Below are 20,896 nucleotides of genomic sequence, written 5' to 3'. Positions count from 1 at the left end.
CGCTTGTCATCTAAGTATACTTATGGTTGCAATAACCACTAAATTCCTGTTATTCCTGTTTAAGGGATAACTTAGAGCAGAAATAAAAACTGATGATTAAGTATCACTCGATAAAAGTAAACTGGCTTGTGGTTGAGGAATAAATTTTTATGAAAGCGATGATTCTCGCGGCTGGCAAGGGTACTCGCGTGCGTCCGATTACCTATACAATTCCCAAACCAATGATTCCCATCCTGCAAAAGCCAGTGATGGAGTTCTTGTTGGAATTGTTACGCCAACATGGATTTGACCAAATTATGGTCAACGTTAGTCATTTGGCTGAGGAAATAGAAAACTATTTTCGTGATGGTCAGAGGTTTGGGGTGCAAATTGCCTATTCCTTTGAAGGCAAAATTGATGACAACGGTAAACTCGAAGGCGAAGCAATAGGTTCAGCTGGAGGGATGCGCCGCATCCAAGACTTCTCGCCCTTTTTTGATGATACCTTTGTGGTATTGTGCGGTGATGCTTTAATTGATTTGGATTTAACTGCGGCGGTTAAATGGCATAGAGCTAAAGGGTCGATCGCTACTATTATTACGAAATCTGTCCCCAAGGAAGAAGTTTCTAGCTACGGTGTGGTGGTAACTGACGAAGAGGGTCGTGTCAAAGCTTTCCAAGAAAAACCTTCAACTGAAGAAGCCCTCAGCACCAACATCAACACAGGTATTTACATCTTTGAGCCAGAAGTGTTTAACTATATCCCTTCTAGTGTCGAATATGATATTGGTGGCCAATTGTTTCCCAAATTGGTAGAAATTAAGGCTCCCTTCTACGCCATTCCTATGGATTTTGAATGGGTAGATATTGGTAAAGTACCAGACTATTGGCGGGCGATTCGCGGTGTATTGCTAGGTGAAATCAAGAACGTGCAAATTCCTGGTCATGAAGTCGCCCCTGGCATCTACACTGGCTTAAATGTTGCCGTAAATTGGGACAAAGTTGATATTACAGGCCCAGTTTACATTGGCGGGATGACGAGAATAGAAGACGGAGCTAAAATTATCGGTCCAGCGATGATTGGCCCTAATTGTTGGATATGTAATGGCGCAACAGTAGAAAACAGCGTGATTTTTGAATGGTCGCGGTTGGGGCCAGGAGTGCGTTTAGTCGATAAGCTGGTGTTTGGACGTTATTGCGTGGATAAAACTGGCGCTGCAATAGATGTTCAAGCAGCTGCTTTAGACTGGCTGATTACCGATGCCCGTCAGACCCCGCCATTACATACCCCTCTTGAGTTACAAGCTATAGAGGAATTGTTGGGGACAAACGCAAGTTAAAGTTAGGAGTTAGAAGTTTGGAGTTAGGAGTTAGGAGTTAGGAGTTAGAAGTTTGTGTTTTCCTCTTCACTTCTAACTCTTAACATTATTCGTAACTCTTCACTCCTAACTCCTAACTATTTAAGTACGTATATCTTCTGAGACTCTGTTCGTAGGTTTGTAGCAGTCGCTGAGATTCTGCTAGGGTGATGCGCTTTTCTTCTAATGCTTTCTCGCAACGCTGGCGAATGTTTTCCACCATATCTTCAGAGTCATACTGGACGTAGCTTACCACTTCGCTCATGGTGTCACCTTTGACAACGTGTTCAATCTGGTAGCCTTTGGGGGTTAATTGGATGTGAACGGCGTTGGTGTCGCCAAATAGGTTGTGCAAATTGCCCATGATTTCTTGGTAAGCTCCATTCAAGAACATCCCCAAATAATAGGGTTCTCCGGGCTTGTAAGAGTGTAACTCTAAAACCGATTTGACATCGCGCAGGTCTATAAAGCGGTCGATTTTACCATCACTATCACAGGTGAGGTCTGCTAAAATTCCCCGCCGTGTTGGTTCTTCATCTAAGCGGTGGATTGGCATGATTGGGAATAGCTGATCGATCGCCCAGCAATCTGGTGCTGATTGAAACACTGACATATTCACGTAGTAGATGGAAGCCATAATTTGTTCTAGGTCTTCCAGTTCATCGGGTACGTATTCTTGCTGTCTAGTTATCTTGAGAATTTTCTGACAACAAGCCCAATAGAGGCGTTCGGCTTTGGCTCGTTCTCTGAGGCGTAAAATTCCTAAGTTGAACCTGCTGATCGCTTCTTCTTTGAATTGTGCAGCGTCGTGGTACAACTCTTGGTAATTCTCTTGGTTGATGGATTGGAAGCTTTCCCAAAGGTAATTAATAATTGGGGATTCTCCCTCTTGCGGAGGTTCTGGTATATCGAGGGGGACATCACTAGTACTGAGAACATCAAAAATCAGCACTGACTGATGGGAAGCGATCGCTCGTCCACTTTCGCTAATCAGTGTTGGTACGGAAATCTGCCGCTCGGCACAGGTATCTTTTAACTCTGCCACGATGTCGTTAGCATAGTTCTGCATGTTGTAATTTTTCGATGCATAGAAGTTGGTTTGGGAGCCATCATAATCTACGCCCAAGCCGCCACCAACATCAAGGTATTTCATATCCGCTCCCAGCATTGCCAATTCTACATAGATGCGGCTGGCTTCTTGGATAGCATCTTTAATTACATTAATGGCAGAGATTTGTGAGCCGATATGGAAGTGCATCAACTGCAAAGAATCGAGTAGGTTAGCTTCCCGTAACTTGTCAACAGCCTCGATTACTTCAGGCATTGTCAAACCAAATTTAGCGCGATCGCCACTAGAGGTTCCCCAACGTCCCATGCCTTGGGTACTGAGTTTAGCACGAACACCTAATATTGGCTTAATACCTAACTGGCGATTGGCATCAATCACCAAATCAACTTCTTCAATCTGTTCTAAAACGATAATTGGTGTTTGCCCTAGTCTTTGGGCTAGCATTGCCGTTTCGATGTATTCTCGGTCTTTGTAGCCGTTGCAAACTAACAATGCTCCTGGTGTATCCAAGACAGCTAGAGCAATCATTAATTCTGGCTTGGAACCGGCTTCTAAACCAAATTGATGGGGCTTGCCAAATTTCACTAAATCCTCAATCAAATGCCGTTCTTGATTGCATTTTACGGGAAACACACCACGGTAGACACCAGGGTAATTATAGCGGGCGATCGCTTTAGCAAAACAAGCATTTAACCGTTCAATCCGGTCTTCCAAAATATCGGAAAAGCGAATCAACATAGGAAGTCCCAAGTTGCGCTGTTTCATGGCGTTGACCAATTCAAACAAGTCAAGAGATCCCCCGCGATCGCCTTTAGGTGCCACGGTAATGTGTCCGGCAGCGCTAATGGAAAAATAAGGTTGTCCCCAACCTTCAATCCTGTATAAGGCTTCGCTATCCTCAATTTTCCAAGAGCGAGGTAAATCTCCTGTGGTAGGACTAGGTGATAACAGTTTTTTTTGCTTATGATTTTTCACTTCTTTGTGTCCATTGGACGGTACTTGTACCACCTCGTCAGATGTAGCAGTTGGATCAACACCCATTTCTTCCTAGCCTCTGTTTTTCACCCACGAATTAACAATTTAACGCATTCATTTGGGAACGTATATGCACCCAATGATAACTTCTGAGATAAACTCTGATTGGTCAAGAGTCGTATGTCATTAGTCAGTAGAGACGCGATTAATCGCGTCTGTACATTGGTCATTGGTCATTAGTGCAAAACCCTTAGACTCAAGATAGAGGATGACAAAGGACAATTGACAAAATAAAAAATTCATTAAGTTTTTGGAGATAACTTTGGAACGCACATTCTTAGCAATTAAGCCAGATGGAGTACAACGGGGATTAGTGGGGGAAATTATCCGTCGCTTTGAAACTAAAGGTTTTACCCTAGTTGGTTTAAAGTTTCTGAAAGTCAGTCGAGAATTGGCTGAACAACACTATGATGTTCACCGAGAACGTCCCTTTTTTGCTGGTCTAGTCGAATTTATCACTTCTAGCCCAGTGGTAGCGATGGTATGGGAAGGTGATGGTGTTGTTGCATCTGCGAGAAAGATTATTGGTGCGACGAACCCTTTAACATCAGAGCCAGGAACGATTCGCGGCGATTTTGGCCTAGATATTGGTCGCAACTTAATCCACGGTTCTGATGCTCAAGAAACCGCGCAACGGGAAATAGCCCTATGGTTTAAGGATGAAGAATTAGTAAATTGGCAACCACACTTAACACCTTGGTTGCACGAGTAATGGAGAGTTAGGAGTAGAGACGCGATTAATCGCGTCTGTACAAAAGTTAGGAGTTAAAAATTCATAAATAATAACTCTTAACTCCTCACTCCTAACTTCTCACTCCTAACTCGTAACTTTTCACTTACTTCGAGACTTCGCTCTTCTCTGGTTCTACTTGGGGTAATTCAGTACCAACACGCTTGGAAAATCCCCAGCCTAAAATTAGGAAGATGGCAGCAATCATGATCCATTCTGGTGGAACTAAACTATCGTTTACCACTTTCAATAACAAGCGCAAGCCTACCAACGCTACAGTTACATAGCCTGCGTCTTCTAGGTTTTCATATTCGTCTAGCCAACGAATAAACAATCCTGCCATGAATCGCAGCGTAATAATACCAATTGTTGCACCCGTCAGCACTAGCCATTTTTCTTGAGAAACTGCGATCGCTGTTGTCACGCTATCTAAAGAAAATGCCAAATCTGTAAAGGCAATCACAGGTATCGCTTGCAACAATGAATTAAAACGCGGTCCGTGATAGTGATCGTCTTCACTTTGTTGAGAGGTAAAGTGTTGGAATACCAACCACAGCAGATAAGCAGCACCCAATAATTCAAATTGCCAGAATTGTTGCACCCAAGTGGCAGTGAGAATCAGGGTGATTCGCAGCACATAAGCAACGACTAAACCAAAGTTGAGTCCTTTACGCTCAAGTTCTTCGTCTTCCAGCCCCCTAGCGATCGCAGCCAGAGCGATCGCATTGTCGGCAGATAAGAGCGCCTCTAAAAGCACCAGGATCAGCAGAACTATAGGGGCTTCAATGCTGAAATGAAAGTCGAGGTAATCAAAAATTCGGTCTAGCATTCCGGTGTTCTCAAGCAGAAAAAATTAAATTTTGACAAGAACAGAGATTTTCATATTAAAAAGCGCAATAAATTGCCACTCTGATCCAGCTTAACGTGGTTGTGGTGGATTTTGAAGAGGGTTGAATGGATGCGATCGCCCTGCAAGTGGGGTAATTTGCGTATAAGTCAATACACCAAAAGTTTTAACATTTAGCTTCAGGCGATCGCAATGGACTGCTGTCAGTTCGCATCTAAAATTAGAATATGAGAACAAAAATATGGTAATAGTTTATGAATATTTCCTTAACTACCGAGCTTGAGCAGTTCATTCAAAGTCAAGTTGTAAGCGGTAAGTACACCTCATCAGAGGAAGTGATTCTTGCAGGTGTTAGGCTGTTGGAGGAACGGGAACGTATTTACAAGGGTCGGTTTGAGGAACTGCAAAGAGAAATTATGATTGGGGTTGAGCAACTTGATCGCCAAGAACGACTCGACGGTAAAGAAGTAATCGAGCAACTGCGTCAAAAGAACCAAGCTTTGAGAAAGACTCAGGCACAATAATGAGTTTATATTTTCTATCGCTTCAAGCTACCGAAGACTTACAATAAATTAACGATTACCTATTTGCTGGAAATCCAGATATTGCAGATAGATTATTCACAATCATCACTCAAAAGTTGGATACTTTAGCACAGTTTCCTAGTATGGGACGCAGACGGGATGAACTTTTACCTGCGTTACGAAGCTTTCCAGTTGATGATTATTTGATATTTTATCGCCAAATTGCAGAGGGGATTGAAGTTGTGCGGATAGTAAGTGACTACCGCGATTTAGAGGCGCTATTCTCTGATTAAAATCACTGCTTTTTGGGTTTAACACATTGCTAAACCCCTAGGACAGATGAAGTTCAAGTAGGGTGCGTTGCGCCCTTGCGACAACGCACCATCTTGATATGTCCTATTGCATTAAAATCTGACGGATTAAAATACTCATTACCTCGCCTGGGTTGGCGGTTGGTAATAGCGGACTCCAATCGCCGATGCTGGCGTAGCCAATCACTTGCAGATAGTGAATTGTGCTAGTAACTGCTTTTGGAGAACCTATTAATAGATGTTTAATCGGTTCTCTTTTCGGTAATTGATTTTCAGAAGATTGATTCAGGATGGGTGTATTTAATTCGCCCTCTAAGTACTGTTGTAATTCTAATTGGGCGAACTTGTGATTTTTTACAAACTTTTGTACTTGTGCCATCATTGTAATTGTCTCCCAGAATGGGGGTTTATAGAAAGGCGATCGCAGTTTCTTGGCAGAGGGCGATCGCCTTTCTTATTTATATATTAAAGTATATTTTTATACTTGTAAATACCCTAAATCAAAAATAAATTAAAAGTAAAAAGTATTTATTTGTAGCTACAATTACTTTTCTGCTGTCGTTATTTGGTATTTAGAATTAAAATATGAGAACAAAAATATCGTCATAATTTATGAATATTTCTTGATGAATGACACACTTCTAGAAGAGTGCATCCCAGTTTTCATTTTTTAATGAAAAATTGTTATTGCGTTCGCGAGTAGCGTCTCGTAGAGAGGAGGAACGACGAAGCAATCGCAGGACTCGCTTTGAGTTGGAGGATTTTGCGGTTGCTTCGCTTCGCTCGCAATGACATGCAAAAAAGTGAGATGCTCCCCTTCTACAACGCATTACTCATAATCCAGAAATCTGCCACGGTAAACCCTGTATTCGAGGACTTCGTTATCCAGTTGAATTTATTTTGGAACTGCTCAGTTCTGGTATGAGTACTGAATAAATATTGAAAGATTATAACGATTTAGAATCTGAAGATATTTTGGCGATTACAACTTTTGCTTCACTCAAATAACCCTAAAAACTTCTTCCACAAGGAATTATTAGTATTATTTTTAACTTTACGGTTAGCACTCTTTTGAGCTTGAAGATTTTCCAGATTTTGCCGAACAGTAACCGTATTGGGATGATTCACCCCAAACACCTGCTGACGAATTTCTAAAGCTTGCAGAAACAGGGGTTCGGCTTGGTCGTAGCGTCCTTGAGAATCGTAGAGTAATGCCAGGTTGTTCAGGCTGGTGGCAACAGAGGGATGTGCTTCTCCCAGCAGGCGTTTACTCAGTTCTAAAGCTTGCAGATACAGGGGTTCGGCTTGGTCGTAGCGTCCTTGAGATTTGTAGAGTAATGCCAGGTTGTTCAGGCTGGTGGCAAAATCGGGATGTGCATCTCCCAGCAGGCGTTTATTAAGTTCTAAAGCTTGCAGATACAGGGGTTCAGCTTGGTCGTAGCGTCCTTGAGAATTGTAGAGTAATGCCAGGTTGTTCAGGCTAGTGGCAAAATCGGGATGTGCTTCTCCCAGCAGGCGTTTTCTCAGTTCTAAAGCTTGCAGTAACAGGGGTTCGGCTTGGTCGTAGCGTCCTTGAGAATCGTAGAGTAATGCCAAGTTGTTCAGGCTGCTGGCAACATGGGGATGTGCTTCTCCCAGCAGGCGTTTACTCAGTTCTAAAGCTTGCAGATACAGGGGTTCGGCTTGGTCGTAGCGTCCTTGAGAATTGTAGAGTAATGCCAGGTTGTTCAGGCTGATGGCAAAATCGGGATGTTCTTCTCCCAGCAGGCGTTTATAAAGTTCTAAAGCTTGCAGATACAGGGGTTCGGCTTGGTCGTAGCGTCCTTGAGAATTGTAGAGATTTGCCAGGTTGCTCAGGCTGGTGGCAACATGGGGATGTGCTTCTCCCAGCAGGCGTTTATAAAGTTCTAAAGCTTGCAGAAACAGGGGTTCGGCTTGGTCGTAGCGTCCTTGAGAATAGTAGAGTGATGCCAGGTTGTTCAGGCTGGTGGCAACTGAGGGATTTTCTTCTCCCAGCAGGCGTTTACTCAGTTCTAAAGCTTGCAGCAACAGGGGTTCGGCTTGGTCGTAGCGTCCTTGAGAATTGTAGAGATTTGCCAGCAAGTTCAGGCTGGTGGCAACATCGGGATGTGCTTCTCCCAGCAGGCGTTTATAAAGTTCTAAAGCTTGCAGAAACAGGGGTTCGGCTTGGTCGTAGCGTCCTTGAAAATCGTAGAGATTTGCCAGGTTGTTCAGGCTGGCGGCAACATCGGGATGTGCATCTCCCAGCAGGCGTTTATAAAGTTCTAAAGCTTGCAGCAACAGGGGTTCGGCTTGGTCGTAGCGTCCTTGAGAATTGTAGAGATTTGCCAGCAAGTTCAGGCTGGTGGCAACATCGGGATGTGCTTCTCCCAGCAGGCGTTTATAAAGTTCTAAAGCTTGCAGAAACAGGGGTTCGGCTTGGTCGTAGCGTCCTTGAAAATCGTAGAGATTTGCCAGGTTGTTCAGGCTGGCGGCAACATCGGGATGTGCATCTCCCAGCAGGCGTTTTCTCAGTTCTAAAGCTTGCAGAAACAGGGGTTCGGCTTGGTCGTAGCGTCCTTGAGAATTGTAGAGTGATGCCAGGTTGTTCAGGCTGGTGGCAACATGGCGATGTTCCTCTCCCAGCAGGCGTTTACTCAGTTCTAAAGCTTGCAGAAACAGGGGTTCGGCTTGGTCGTAGCGTCCTTGAGAATTGTAGAGTAATGCCAGGTTGTTCAGGCTGGCGGCAACATCGGGATGTGCATCTCCCAGCAGGCGTTTTCTCAGTTCTAAAGCTTGCAGAAACAGGGGTTCGGCTTGGTCGTAGCGTCCTTGAGAATTGTAGAGTAATGCCAGGTTGTTCAGGCTGGTGGCAACATGGCGATGTTCCTCTCCCAAACGGGTTTGCACCGTTGATAATCCTTGCTCATACCAAGGTGCTGCTAGGGTATACAAACCCTGTCCTTGATAAAATCTGCCCAAGCCAGTGAAAACCCAAAATAAATTTTCATCCTCCACAACATCAATCAGATTTTGTGCCACCTCAGTCAAGTGTGGAATTGCCAGCTGCACTGATTTGATATCCTCAAGGGTGAGAGATTCAGGTATTTTCTGAGCAATTTCTACTAATGCTGCGGCAAAGGCTTTTTTGAGGTCATCGGCTGTGTTTAACCCTACTAATTTCCCCTGCAAAAACTCCCTAATTAAAGGATGAATTTTATAGCAACTTTCTCTTTCTGCTACGCTTTGAATTAAATGACGCTGATAAAGTTGCTTTCTCGCCTCGTCAACATCTGCCTTTGCCCAATTTAGCTGCTGACTGACAGATTCAACTATTTGCCAAGGAATCATATCTGAGGCAAATAAACTCAACAACTCACCGACATACTTTGTCATATAATCGAGTTGTTGCCAGCTTAATTCAAATACGGCTTCCAATTGAGATTGTTGCTGGGCTGGCAATCGCTGTAAAATCTCTGTCAAAGACAAATTTGGATCTTCTGCCAAATACGCGCCGACTAATTGCAAACCTAAAGGCAGATATCCCAGCCATTTACATAAATTTGCTGCCGTTTGTGGTTCCCGTTGCACTCGCCGATCATTCTCACCCAACAAAGCTGTCAACAATTTCAAAGCATCGTTTGATGAGAGTTCATCCAAAGTTATCTGTTGAACTGTTGAACCGAGATTTCGCAACCGAGTTGTCATCAATATACGAAAGCGGTTATCTGTTGGCAGTACTTGGTGAGAATTTTTCCAGTTAGTTACATCGTCAACATTGTCCAATACTACCAAGACTAGTCCTGTTTGTGGTTGCCAATTATGCCAGCACCATTTTGCTTGTTCCTGGGAAGTCAATAAGGTTTGCGGTACTTCCAGTTTCATGTAAAACTTAGCAAACTCGACAATCTCTGCTGCTAAATCTAGTTTTCTGGCATCTAACCAGCAAAGCCCACCAGGATAATTGACTTTGTAGCGCTGTGCGTATTGTGTCGCCAGTTCAGTTTTACCGATTCCCCCCATACCAGTCACAGCCAAAATTGCTGCGTTGTCGTTTTGCAGCAACTTTTCATGCACTTGGGCAAGTTTCTCATCCCGCCCGACAAAGTTGGCGACACCCCGATAAGGAATATTATTTGGAGGAGATGAGTGTAACTGCCTAGTAGGGGAATTGTAGATACTAATATCGCCGACATAAGCTGTTCCACCCTCAACCTGAGTTTGCCATCCCTTGGCATTATCCTGGTTGCTTTGGTTCATGATGGCTCAATTCAAGAATTGGGGGGTGCATGATGAATGTTAATCTCGCCTTGATAAACTGTTCCACCCTCAACTTTAGTTTGCCATCCTTTGGCATTGTCATGGTTGATTTGAGTCATATTGCTATTGTCTACTATCTTACCAGCCTGAATTTCACGAGCCAGTGTTTGTACTTCTTTAGCAAACTCCGGTTCGTCACGTAAAATTCTCTGCAAGTAAGCAGCAACCTTGTCTACATCTGGTTTCGAGCCTTTGTCAGCCTCAACGAAGGCAGTTGCGGCTTGAGAATTTCCTTTTAACTTCTCCCAAATCTTCTTTCGCAACTCAGCAATTTTAACCAGGGCTGCTTCAGTGAATTTCTCGATAGTTGTCTCAAATGCTTTGTTAAAAACGAGGGTTGCGATCGCACTAGCTGTAATTGCTTCCAAAATATCCTACCTTATCTGGCAACATCCTAACTGATGCATACAATAACAGATGTTTACATGGAAGAGAGATAGAGGCTAACCAGTTTCCCTGGTGAAAGTCGGGTGTACCCTTTAACAAAAAACTTTCAACGTTATTAACCAAAGTTTCAACCTGAGTAACTATTGCTTCAACATTTATAAGAAAATATTTAATCTTTGTTAGAAATACTTAAACCTTTCTTATACATGCTTCAACCTGAGTAACTCTTGCTTCAACATTTATAAGAAAGTATTTAATCTTTGTAAGAAATACTTAAATCTTTCTTATACATGCTTCAACCTGAGTAACTCTTGCTTCAACATTTATAAGAAAGTATTTAATCTTTTCAGAAAAACTTAAGCCTTTCTTATACATGCTTCAACCTGAGTAACTCTTGCTTTAACATTTGCAAGAAATGCTTAAATGTTAGTCACAATTGGTTCAAGTGTGTAATATTTTTATCTAGTCTCTACGTGTATACTTGAAATAAAACAAAGTAAATAGCGTCTGCAAGCAATTTATGACAATTTAACTTGTTAATGATCCTGAATGAAACCAACTAATGAACAAGGAATTGAATTATTTAAGGTGTGTCAGGATTTAACTCAGATGTACCTACCAATTTAATTGGTAAGGTTAGATGAACGGACAACACGCATTTACATTCTGGCTGGACAAAGCTTTGAAATAGAAATATTGCTAAATGGGAGGGTAAGATATTTATGACTAAGGCAAATTTTCAAGCAATGACCAGACAAGAGTTAAGAGCTTATGTGTTGGAACATCGAGACGATCAAGAAGCTTTTCATGCATTAACGGACAAACTTAGAGAAGAGCCAGGAACTGAAATTACCTCAACAGAGCAGATGCATGAGCTGATTGAAGCAAGGTTAGATGAGGCTGATGTAAGAGATGCTTATATAGTATTAGAGGAAATTGCAGGGCTGGGGACAACACCCTTTGAAGAAATTAAAAGGGAGTTAGGGATATGAGCTACCAAGTAGCATTGACACCTTCATCTGTTCAAAAACTTACAGAATTAGACTCAGTAATGCAGCAACAATTAGCACAAAAGTTAGAGGAACTAGCATTAAATCCACGTCCAGAAGCCGCTCACTTATTGAAGGACACCGAACGCTTGTATAAGGTTCGTTTGGGTAAATACCGCATTATTTACCAGATTCAGGAGCAACCCTTACTACTAACAGTGATAAAGATTGCACATCTCAAAGATTATTAAAGCTCGTCTGCAAAAACCATCGTCTATATACCACCCAATCACAACCAAATAAAATATAAAAACCCTTGAGTTTAAAATTTAATCTACCACTACGCAATTCCAAATTTCATAAAATCTCTGCCAACTTTCCTACCAGAGTATTTGCTAAATCCAATAACCTGATATCATCTGTATTAACACTATTTCCTTCACCAGCTAGCAGATTTTTTACAGCAGATAGCCTGTCATCTAACTCAGAAATTCTCCAAGATTCATCTAATTTTACTGCAAAATCAAACAGCGATCGCTCTCCTAAATGCTGTCTTACCCTAACAGCTACACTATCATTACTTACCAAAAATTCTTTAATAGTATCTAATTGAAAATTACCTAATATTTCATCATGTCCCCACGTTTCTAGCCAGTTTCCCTCGACATCTTCAACGTAAATATTGACAAAATCAATCCCATAAGTAAGCCAGTTCTGCTGCATTTGTCGCGCCGTCGCTAAAGCTTCAGCAAATGTATCTACTTGATTGTTGCAGTGAGTTTCTCTTTTATTAACCATAAAAGCTTTAATTAGCACGTAGGTATATAGGCTAGACACAAATCTGAAATATCAAATTCCTGAAAAGTTCACGAAAATTTTAAATATTTGCCACCAGAAAGGTAATCACTGTTATACAGGGCCACGTTGACTAATTGGTTGACAAAATTAGCATCCTTAGGATTGTAACTTAAGAACAGCCCCCTCTCGATTTCCCACGATCGCAGTGTATTTTGCCAAGCTTCGTACTTTTGGTGATTAAGTTCTTCACTAACACTGGTAATTTGAATACACAGTGGTTGATTGTTACGACTAACAATTAAATCTGTTGCCATAGAAAGGTCGGCTATATAACGCTGCCAAAAACTACCTTCTCGCTGAACAATATCTTGAGCTATTAATTTAATAATATCATCATCTACTTGATTAAATTCGCCTGCCATCAATTTTTGCTTCCAAATATAAAACTTGGAGTCACTTGCATTAAACCATCTGGGAAATAGATAACCATACCAATATCTCTCAATCGGCGTCATCATCTCGAATTTTGCTTTTTGTTCTTCTTCTGAAGGTAAGGATTTGATTATCAGCCAAATTGTCGAATCCGTAATTACTTCTAAGAGAAAGGCAATGACAAAAGGTTTTGCAGTCAGAGAACCTGGCTTGATGTCTTTTACCCAACGATTGATTTCATCTAATCTTCTCGCTAAATTATGATCTATCGAGGAGGCTTGCTCGATAAGGGACTTTAGCTGATCCTTAATTTCTGTTGCTTGCAAATGATGCCCTACTTTCAGAAGATTACGCTTTTTTTACACATTGATAACTAGATTTTAACTTGAAAATGTCTTTAGTTCATTTCCTGATGTCATCAAATATTCTCTAGGTCGATGCCCTGTAAACGTAAAGCCTCCCGCAGTCGAGCAATTTCTTGCTCTGCTCGTTCGGCGCGTTCTTCTGCCTGTTCGGCACGTAAACGTTCTTGTTCAACCAATTCCTCTGATGATAGTATTAATTGATTTTCAGTAGTGAAGAATCTTAATTTACCTTCATAAACTCCCAAATAAAGTTCTAACTGTTGACTCCACAAACGTCCATCAGTGGTTGATTGAATTTCTTGATACTTCCCATCAACTAAATGAAATCCCTGAAGTTCCATTGTTACAGGATCAAACCAGAAATAATCTGGTGTACGGAAGGTATCTTGGTAAACTTGTTTTTTTAAACCTTTATCAACTGCTGTCGTTGAACTTGACAAAATTTCCACAATCAGGTTAGGATATTTGCCGTCTTCTTGCCAAACTACCCAACTTTTAGGGTCTTTTTTCTGGGTTCCCAAAACTACAAGAAAGTCTGGGCCGCGGAAATATTCTGATTTTTTCTGGTTAAAACTGTAGTAAATCGTCAAATTGCCAGAAGCATAAAAATCTTGCCTATCTCGCCACCATAATTTGAGGATGCGAATCAGCAAATCGATTTGGTCACGGTGCAGGTCACTTTCCAAAGGTGGTTCGTCACTCAGTATATCGCCAGGAGGAAAAATAACTTCGTCTTCTGAAATACCATCAGAGATGATTTCTAAAGTAGCAGGATCAGACATCAGCGATCGCTTTGCGATTTATTTACTGAAAATTTGGTAACTTACAAATGGCTTTGAAAACTTGCAATAACTCAATTGCATCTGGAGATTGACTCAAATTTAATAATGGCATTAACTCATAAGTTGACCGATTGTCATGTCTTAGATAAACAAATTGATAAAGCTGTCCATTAGTTACCAAACCCCAAACTGATGGTTGTTGCTCTAAACTTTTAAAAGCATAAGTGATTAATTGAGGTAAACCCTCAATCACATTGACCGAACTATTTTTCGTTTCAATTACTAGAACCAAAAATGGCGGCGCAATATTACTTTGAGGATTATTTATTGCTAAAATATCCATCCGTCCAGTAATTCTTCTGTCTTCATCTTCAACTGCGATCGCAATGCTATCTTCCATTGTCAACCGAATCGGCACATCGTAAAATCCAGCTAATCGCATTAATGGTGCAATTGTTATAAATTTAACCAACCCTTCAGAAATTTTACCTGCGCTTAAATAACGACGGAAGTCGTTTCTGATTCGTAATAAATCCTGCTGTTCAAACTCAAAGAGTGGTTCTAGACTTAAAAAGTCTGTGAATGAACCATTGGAAAGTTCTTCTAGTTTGAGAAACCGATGAACATCGTTGAGAGATAGGCTGCTAGCTTCGACGGTGAGCGTCATAATTTCAGGCTTTGCTTGTCAAGACTATTTACAATATTGCAACATTCCCGGTAGATAGGTTGTAAAACCTCTTTACATTTTTTGATCGCGTGCTTTTGGTAGATCAAAATGAATGTAAACTAAATAACTCGGCAATTTCTACCCAGTTTAACGAAAATCTAAAAATTGTATAGCGTAACTGGGCTAAGAATAGTTTTTAGTAACAATAGTGATCGCACTCATAACTAACCATGTCTCAACCAACTATAGAATCAATCCTACAAGAGAAGCGGCTGTTTCATCCTAGCTCAGAATTCTCGCAGAACGCCCATATCCAAAGCTTAGATGACTATCAGCGTATCTACGACAAAGCCAAAGCCGATCCGCAGCAATTTTGGGCAGATTTGGCGACAACAGAATTAGAATGGTTCCAAAAATGGGATACAGTATTAGACTGGCAACCGCCTTTTGCTAAATGGTTCGTTGGTGGTAAGATTAATATTTCTTACAACTGCCTTGACAGACATCTCACTACCTGGCGTAAAAATAAAGCAGCTTTGATTTGGGAAGGAGAACCAGGTGATTCCCGTACCCTGACATATTCCCAACTGCACCGAGAAGTTTGTCAGTTTGCCAATGTATTGAAGCAACTGGGTGTACAAAAAGGCGATCGCGTTGGTATTTATATGCCGATGATTCCGGAAGCTGCGATCGCTATGTTAGCCTGTGCCAGAATTGGCGCACCCCACAGTGTGGTATTTGGTGGTTTTAGTGCCGAAGCTTTGCGCGATCGCTTAATTGATGCTCAAGCTAAACTGGTAATCACGGCTGATGGTGGTTGGCGCAAAGATGCGATCGTTCCTCTCAAGGAACAGGTAGACAAAGCTTTAGCTGATGGTGCTGTTCCCAGTGTAGAAAATGTCCTAGTTGTCAAGCGCACTGGACAAGAAACTTATATGCAGTCAGGCGGACGCGATCATTGGTGGCATGATTTGCAAAAAGGAGTATCAGCAGATTGTCCCGCCGAACCAATGGACAGCGAAGATATGCTGTTTGTTCTCTACACTTCTGGCAGCACGGGCAAACCGAAGGGCGTAGTGCATACAACTGCTGGTTATAATTTGTATACCCACATGACCACCAAGTGGATATTCGACCTGCAAGACACAGATGTATATTGGTGTACCGCAGATGTAGGTTGGATTACGGGACACAGCTACATTGTCTACGGCCCCCTTTCCAACGGTGCAACCAGTGTGATGTATGAAGGTGCGCCCCGCGCTTCTAATCCTGGTTGTACATGGGATGTGATTGAAAAATACGGTGTTAATATTTTTTATACTGCACCTACGGCAATTCGGGCATTTATTAAGATGGGCGAACAACATCCCAACACGCGAAATCTATCTTCGTTGCGTTTGTTGGGAACCGTTGGCGAACCGATTAACCCGGAAGCTTGGATATGGTATCACAAAGTAATTGGTGGCGATCGCTGTCCAATTGTGGATACCTGGTGGCAAACGGAAACCGGCGGTATCATGATTACACCGCTACCAGGGGCAATTCCCACTAAACCCGGTTCAGCAACTCTTCCCTTCCCTGGAATTATTGCAGATGTCGTGGATTTAGAAGGAAACACTGTACCCAATAAAGAAGGCGGTTATCTAGCAGTGCGTCATCCGTGGCCAGGAATGATGCGGACAGTCTACGCCGATCCAGAACGCTTCCGCCGCACTTACTGGGAACACATTCCTCCTAAAGATGGTAACTATATTTACTTTGCTGGTGATGGTGCAAGACAAGATGAAGACGGCTATTTCTGGGTAATGGGTCGTGTTGATGATGTACTTAATGTATCAGGACACCGACTTGGTACAATGGAAGTAGAATCAGCTTTAGTTTCGCATCCAGCAGTTGCAGAAGCGGCGGTAGTAGGTAAACCCGATGAACTTAAGGGTGAAGAAGTAGTTGCTTTTGTGACTTTAGAAGGTACTTATCAGGCAAATGAGGAACTGAGTAAAGAACTCAAGCTGCACGTTGTCAAAGAAATCGGTGCGATCGCGCGTCCGGGAGAAATCCGCTTTACAGACGCTTTGCCCAAAACGCGATCAGGTAAGATTATGCGGCGCTTGCTGCGGAATCTAGCCGCAGGGCAAGAGGTATCTGGGGATACTTCGACATTAGAAGATAGAAGCGTGTTAGATAAATTGCGGGAAAGTGTATAAAAAACTCCATCTCCTTGTATGTGGAGTTTTTGGGCATGGGGAATTGGACACTTGTACTGAGTTCAGCCCGAGCGGAGCCGAGGGGCGGCGTCGAAGTATGGGGCATCGGGAAGAACCTACCAATGCCCTATGCCCTATGCCCCAAGCAACGGGGCGACTATCCCTCTCCACTCCCTTGTGGGTGGAGAGGGATAGTCGCTTTCAATAAACAATGCAAACTTCTCAAAATAGGAGTTTGTTAACAACAAATTAACACAAAGCAATACTTAATAATATAGGGCAGGCAAAACAGCCTACCTTTGTTAAACAGGCTCGATTAAAATAGGTCTATAAATGAGAGATGCACTAAAGCAAAGAGGCGAAGCAATTTTTACAGTATTAATGACGGAATTTCACTCTCATGCTGGCCCTATTTTCAAGCCGCAGTTTTTAGGAGATAAATGGCAATATGTTGATTTTATTGTAGAGTTGGTAGGGGCTGGTAAATCTGTTCCTTATTTCTTTGTACAAGTGAAGACAACAAGAAAAGGTTACATGAAAAAATATAACCGTTTGAAGGTGTCTTAATGTATTGCAGACTTACTAATGCATCTTCACATTATTATAAGAATAGGAAGTTATTGAGGCATTCAGGGCGATGAAGGTGAAGCGCAAATCCAAATCAGCATTTGTTCAATCTTTTAGCGGCATGACGCTGAGTATCATAACTGTAATTAGTCTATCACCATTAGTGTTAGCGGTTCCTGGACAAGTTTCTTTACATTCGCTAGAACAGTCTGCACATAGACAACCACAAAAAATAGCACAATCTTCAGGTACAGATACATCAGAGCGATCGCAGCTCCTGCAACAAGCCAATGCTTTATATAATCAAGGAGACTTCAAAGGCGCAGAAGAAAATTTACGTAAACTCATTAAAAAATTCCCAGAAGATGCCTTCGGACACTTTCAACTAGGAAATACGCTTTTTCAACAAAAGAAATCAGAAGAAGCAATTACCGCCTATAAAGAAGCGATTCGCCTCAAACCGAAATATGCTCTAGCTTACAATGGGATGGGTATGGTTTACGCTAGCCAAAGCAGTTGGGAAGAAGCCATTACTGAATATAAAAAAGCTCTGGAAATTAATCCTAATTATGCCGAAGCATTGACTAATTTTGCACTGGCATTGTTGCAAACAAATAAAAAAGATGAGGCGCTAGCTTCTTTAGAAAAAGCTTTAAAAATTTTCAAAGAACAGAATAGAAATGAAAAAGTTAATCAAGTCGAACGAATTTTGCGAGAGATCAAAACTGCTGATGATCCTAGTGTTTCATGAAAATCATATTATTCAGTGAATAAAAGTTAAAACGAGTTGCTGCGATCGGCTTTAAGGAAGCTTTGCAACAACACTTCCTACGGAATTTGGCTGCTAGGTAATAGGTATCTGGCTTGTAATTATTATGGGGTGGGACGGAAAACCCGCCCTCTAAAAAGCATTGAAATAAAATAATTATAATGAATGAAATATTTCTGTTAGCCAGAGAAACTGTAAAAGTAATTTTTCACTTGGATGGGGGATACACAAGAGTAGCCTGGGAACGTTCGGAAAATACTGCATGGGCAGGTATAGGATGGATTTTTGATATACCAACTCATGTAATACCATACGATTTAAGAGCAATAGGTTCTCGTTTTCTATTGTCTATAGTTAAGCCGAATGCGAATGATTGTAAGGATATATAAAATATCCGCAATAATCGAAATAGCTTTTTTCATATAGAAAGATTGCCTTTTGTTATATAAATAGCATCTAACCTAGTAGCGCATCTATTCAAAAATAGCAAAATAGCAATCTACAATAATCAAATAAACGTAATGTATAATTAAGCCCAAGAGTTTAGGGTACTTGTCAAGTATTAAACTATTTGCTGGTACTGCCAAAGCATGTTGTATGTCTAAATCTGCAATCACCGTTACTGTCAAATTATTCGCTGCTTATCAAGAAGCCTTTAGGGTTTCAGAACTGGTGCTGGAATTTCCTAAAAGTATGCCAGTCAAGACAGTATGCGATCGCCTCATAGCTGAACACCCCGAACTCTCCCAATGGCGTGACGTTACCCGCTTTGGAATTAATCTAGTATTTGTCGAACCGGATACCCTACTACAAGACGGGGATGAAGTTGTGCTGATTCCACCAGTTAGCGGCGGCTAGCAAAGAAGTTAGGAGTTATGAATTAAAGATTTAAAACTCCTAACTCATAATTACTGATTACTCACTTTGATAAAGAGTTTTTGCTACATACATCGCCTCTTTTGAGCGAAAAAACTAATAATATTGGACTAATTCAAACCACGTTAAACCAATTCACAATGGGCAACTCTTGGAGACGCTAAAAGCAAAGCCCCACTACGCTAACGCAATGGACTTCTCTACAATTGCTGTTTGAGTTTAAAATCCCTACCCTCTGGGTGGGGAGTATGTCAAATTAGCATACATATTCATCTCTACTTTTACCACTGCAAACTCTTGTTTTACAGGGGAGAGTGAAAAACTACGTCTAAGCAATAGAACTTATAATGCAGAATGCGATGCTAGTAATTGCGAATCTTTTTGAATATATGTTTAAAGCCACGACTGCCAGCAGCACAGAGGAATACCAAGAGCAATACCAAGGAGCAGCAAACATAAATAATATTAAAGTAACCCATCCTAAATGTATACTAAGATTAGTTTCAGAATAATTTTTTTTCCAATATGGTTTTACCAGAATAATCAAATAAGAAACTACAAATATAGAAAATATTATAGGTTTAAATATTGAGTATAAAGTATGTTGGAGACTTAGAGAAAAGTTTAGAATTTTCAAATTTAGTAAACTCTTTACCAAAGCATATAACGAATCACCTACTATTTCTCCAACCCCAGGATTTAAAAGGCTTTTCCAAGCATCGGCTGTAGGTAGAGCTGTAATACAAGTGACAAAAATTATACCTAAAGATATACGAATACCACTGAATAAAATTCTCCAATGTTGTTGCTTAATCAAATAAACAAATATTAGAGGTAACCAAATAATTGGTAATGTTTTAATTAGAAAACCAATCCATGCTGTAATAATCGTAGCTATATAATTATGGTTTTTGAGGCATATTATTAAAATAATTAAAACTGTAGAAATTAATACATCAATATGTGCATTTGTAACTTGAGAATACAGCAAATACGGGTTAATTAAATATGCAATTGTTATCTTAATTTTATGAGGAGATATTTTTAACTGCTGCCATATTAAGTAACTATTTAATATATGGAATAAAAGACATATTAATTTAAATATATAAATTCCCAAGATTGGAGTAATTGCAACAAAAATAGCGGAAAACATAAAAAATAGTTGAGATATAGGCCCATAAGTTGAAGTCTGTTTCCAGATTAGAAATGGAGACAACTTTGAGGTAAATGTGCTTGCAGCATTAATAAAAGGATTAATTCCATTTAAATCCATTAAACCATAATGTACATATAAATTAATATCAGTGGTTATTGGATAACTTATGAAGGCAATTAGCAAAAATAATGAACTATTTTTTAGTATTTTTATAAAACTTATATCCCTTATATCTCTTTTTTTGTTTATTATTAACCACAAAATATATATAATAATTAAACAACGGTATTCTATACCTACTCTGATTTTGTCAATAGTTTTAGAAAAATCAGGTAAATATCGACCTGTGGTATTAGCTAAAGCTTCAAGATGAAAATGAGAAGCTCTTATTGCTAACTCAACACACAATATTAATGATAGTATGATGGCAAGACCTAACAATATTTGATTTTTTTTCTGATTGCTATAATTATTAACATTTAGCATAATCATATAAAACTTCTTCAATTAAGTTTTTACTTGTCTTATGGCAGATTTAAAGTTGGTCAGGTACACAACGATTCGTCTGTTACCCAGGTATAAAGCGTGTTTTACTCCTGAATTCTGTATTCTATATTCTGCTGTGTCATTAAATTCTATACAATTAAATGTGTCTAAACTACATCCATTTTGTTTTAAAACTAGATTTTTCAGTCATAGTTTGAGTTTTGACCTCTCTTAATTCCAAT

Annotated in this window: 20 protein-coding genes and 2 pseudogenes; 12 read left to right on the top strand and 10 right to left on the bottom strand. The window is 40.6% G+C overall.

Annotated elements, in window-relative coordinates:
• Positions 1-149: 149 nt before the first annotated feature.
• Positions 150-1,319, top strand: coding sequence for an NDP-sugar synthase (locus V7L20_RS31585; protein WP_334747868.1), 1,170 nt, complete (start codon positions 150-152; stop codon positions 1,317-1,319).
• Between the two features lie 112 nt (positions 1,320-1,431).
• On the opposite strand, the gene speA is transcribed toward V7L20_RS31585, so the two are convergent.
• Positions 1,432-3,447, bottom strand: a complete 2,016-nt coding sequence (gene speA, locus V7L20_RS31580; protein ID WP_334747867.1) for a biosynthetic arginine decarboxylase — start codon at positions 3,445-3,447, stop codon at positions 1,432-1,434.
• 256 nt (positions 3,448-3,703) lie between these two features.
• Here speA and ndk point away from each other — a divergent pair, with 256 nt between their 5' ends.
• Entirely contained in the window at positions 3,704-4,153 is a 450-nt protein-coding gene (gene ndk, locus V7L20_RS31575) for a nucleoside-diphosphate kinase (RefSeq protein ID WP_334747866.1), read from the top strand.
• Between the two features lie 124 nt (positions 4,154-4,277).
• Here ndk and V7L20_RS31570 read toward each other — a convergent pair whose 3' ends face one another.
• On the bottom strand, positions 4,278-5,000 hold the full coding sequence (locus V7L20_RS31570; protein WP_334747865.1) for a TerC family protein: 723 nt from the start codon (positions 4,998-5,000) through the stop codon (positions 4,278-4,280).
• Positions 5,001-5,272: 272 nt separating this feature from the next.
• Between V7L20_RS31570 and V7L20_RS31565 the strand changes: the two genes are divergently transcribed.
• The gene (locus V7L20_RS31565) at positions 5,273-5,542 is read left to right on the top strand and encodes a type II toxin-antitoxin system ParD family antitoxin (protein WP_334747864.1); all 270 of its coding nucleotides are present in this window, start codon (positions 5,273-5,275) and stop codon (positions 5,540-5,542) included.
• A gap of 47 nt (positions 5,543-5,589) precedes the next feature.
• Positions 5,590-5,835, top strand: coding sequence for a type II toxin-antitoxin system RelE/ParE family toxin (locus V7L20_RS31560; protein ID WP_334747991.1), 246 nt, complete (start codon positions 5,590-5,592; stop codon positions 5,833-5,835).
• Positions 5,836-5,938: 103 nt separating this feature from the next.
• Here V7L20_RS31560 and V7L20_RS31555 read toward each other — a convergent pair whose 3' ends face one another.
• Entirely contained in the window at positions 5,939-6,235 is a 297-nt protein-coding gene (locus tag V7L20_RS31555; protein WP_334747863.1) for a hypothetical protein, read from the bottom strand.
• Between the two features lie 446 nt (positions 6,236-6,681).
• Here V7L20_RS31555 and V7L20_RS31550 point away from each other — a divergent pair.
• Positions 6,682-6,861: pseudogene (locus V7L20_RS31550) on the top strand (DUF433 domain-containing protein).
• Here V7L20_RS31550 and V7L20_RS31545 read toward each other — a convergent pair.
• Positions 6,850-10,113 (bottom strand): tetratricopeptide repeat protein, encoded by a 3,264-nt coding sequence (locus tag V7L20_RS31545; protein WP_334747862.1) that lies wholly within the window; start codon positions 10,111-10,113, stop codon positions 6,850-6,852. The pseudogene V7L20_RS31550 and the gene V7L20_RS31545 overlap by 12 nt on opposite strands.
• Positions 10,114-10,124: 11 nt before the next feature.
• Positions 10,125-10,541 (bottom strand): hypothetical protein, encoded by a 417-nt coding sequence (locus V7L20_RS31540; RefSeq protein ID WP_334747861.1) that lies wholly within the window; start codon positions 10,539-10,541, stop codon positions 10,125-10,127.
• A 568-nt stretch (positions 10,542-11,109) separates the two neighbouring features.
• On the opposite strand from V7L20_RS31540, the pseudogene V7L20_RS32955 reads away from it, so the two are divergent.
• The 3 genes and pseudogenes from V7L20_RS32955 (at position 11,110) to V7L20_RS31530 (ending at position 11,800) form a co-directional block, all read left to right on the top strand.
• A pseudogene (locus tag V7L20_RS32955) lies at positions 11,110-11,286 on the top strand (DUF6888 family protein).
• Complete coding sequence (locus V7L20_RS31535) at positions 11,283-11,552, top strand: DUF6887 family protein (protein WP_334747860.1); 270 nt, start codon at positions 11,283-11,285, stop codon at positions 11,550-11,552. The pseudogene V7L20_RS32955 and the gene V7L20_RS31535 overlap by 4 nt, the downstream one beginning before the upstream one ends.
• A complete protein-coding gene (locus tag V7L20_RS31530; RefSeq protein ID WP_334747859.1) occupies positions 11,549-11,800 on the top strand; it encodes a type II toxin-antitoxin system RelE family toxin in 252 nt (83 codons plus the stop codon). Before V7L20_RS31535 ends, V7L20_RS31530 begins: the two co-directional genes overlap by 4 nt.
• A 106-nt stretch (positions 11,801-11,906) precedes the next feature.
• Here V7L20_RS31530 and V7L20_RS31525 read toward each other — a convergent pair whose 3' ends face one another.
• The 4 genes from V7L20_RS31525 to V7L20_RS31510 form a co-directional block, all read right to left on the bottom strand.
• On the bottom strand, positions 11,907-12,347 hold the full coding sequence (locus V7L20_RS31525) for a hypothetical protein (protein ID WP_334747858.1): 441 nt from the start codon (positions 12,345-12,347) through the stop codon (positions 11,907-11,909).
• Between the two features lie 68 nt (positions 12,348-12,415).
• Complete coding sequence (locus V7L20_RS31520) at positions 12,416-13,105, bottom strand: hypothetical protein (RefSeq protein WP_334747857.1); 690 nt, start codon at positions 13,103-13,105, stop codon at positions 12,416-12,418.
• A 92-nt stretch (positions 13,106-13,197) separates the two neighbouring features.
• A complete protein-coding gene (locus V7L20_RS31515; protein ID WP_334747856.1) occupies positions 13,198-13,926 on the bottom strand; it encodes a Uma2 family endonuclease in 729 nt (242 codons plus the stop codon).
• Positions 13,927-13,948: 22 nt separating this feature from the next.
• The gene (locus V7L20_RS31510) at positions 13,949-14,593 is read right to left on the bottom strand and encodes a restriction endonuclease subunit R (protein WP_334747855.1); all 645 of its coding nucleotides are present in this window, start codon (positions 14,591-14,593) and stop codon (positions 13,949-13,951) included.
• 230 nt (positions 14,594-14,823) lie between these two features.
• Here V7L20_RS31510 and acs point away from each other — a divergent pair, with 230 nt between their 5' ends.
• The 4 genes from acs to V7L20_RS31490 all read left to right on the top strand — a co-directional run bounded on the left by acs (position 14,824) and on the right by V7L20_RS31490 (position 18,991).
• A complete protein-coding gene (gene acs / locus V7L20_RS31505; protein WP_334747854.1) occupies positions 14,824-16,797 on the top strand; it encodes an acetate--CoA ligase in 1,974 nt (657 codons plus the stop codon).
• 333 nt (positions 16,798-17,130) lie between these two features.
• On the top strand, positions 17,131-17,364 hold the full coding sequence (locus tag V7L20_RS31500) for a hypothetical protein (protein WP_334747853.1): 234 nt from the start codon (positions 17,131-17,133) through the stop codon (positions 17,362-17,364).
• A 70-nt stretch (positions 17,365-17,434) separates the two neighbouring features.
• Positions 17,435-18,115 (top strand): tetratricopeptide repeat protein, encoded by a 681-nt coding sequence (locus V7L20_RS31495; RefSeq protein WP_334747852.1) that lies wholly within the window; start codon positions 17,435-17,437, stop codon positions 18,113-18,115.
• A gap of 615 nt (positions 18,116-18,730) precedes the next feature.
• Positions 18,731-18,991, top strand: coding sequence for a MoaD/ThiS family protein (locus V7L20_RS31490; protein WP_334747851.1), 261 nt, complete (start codon positions 18,731-18,733; stop codon positions 18,989-18,991).
• 346 nt (positions 18,992-19,337) lie between these two features.
• Here V7L20_RS31490 and V7L20_RS31485 read toward each other — a convergent pair whose 3' ends face one another.
• Complete coding sequence (locus V7L20_RS31485) at positions 19,338-20,660, bottom strand: hypothetical protein (RefSeq protein ID WP_334747850.1); 1,323 nt, start codon at positions 20,658-20,660, stop codon at positions 19,338-19,340.
• Between the last annotated feature and the right edge of the window lie 236 nt (positions 20,661-20,896).

This window comes from Nostoc sp. (assembly GCF_036916735.1).
GTDB lineage: Bacteria > Cyanobacteriota > Cyanobacteriia > Cyanobacteriales > Nostocaceae > Nostoc.
Note: the sequence above shows the minus strand (reverse complement) of the source record. Positions and strands in the feature narration are given on the sequence as shown.